Annotated in this window: 1 protein-coding gene; it reads right to left on the bottom strand. The window is 37.3% G+C overall.

The annotated features are described in order from the left end of the window. Positions 1 to 268, bottom strand: a 268-nt coding sequence (locus tag D5S11_RS20130) for a phage adaptor protein (RefSeq protein ID WP_206504740.1), incomplete at both ends; no start/stop codon positions are given.

Below are 268 nucleotides of genomic sequence, written 5' to 3'. Positions count from 1 at the left end.
AGCTCTGATAGGTTGGCAGACTCAATAGCAACAGTAAATCTATCAGTGTAAATAATGTATTGTTCTGTATCTTGAGCGCGTAAAAATGCCTGGCTTAGTGCGCCGAATAAATAAATATTAGGGTACTTGTCAATAACTATATTGGTTTGGTTTAATACAGTTAGTGGTGTGAACTTGGCAAAGTAATCAAATGTTACTGGGTAAGCTTCATTAGGAAGGATATCAAATGCCAGCTCATTCCCTTGTACGGTAAAAAAACAAGGTGTGC

This window comes from Bacillus sp. L75 (assembly GCF_003676355.1).
Taxonomy (GTDB): Bacteria; Bacillota; Bacilli; order Bacillales; family Bacillaceae; genus Bacillus; species Bacillus velezensis.
The sequence above is the reverse complement of the archived record's forward strand: the minus strand, read 5'-3'. Positions and strand labels throughout refer to the sequence as shown.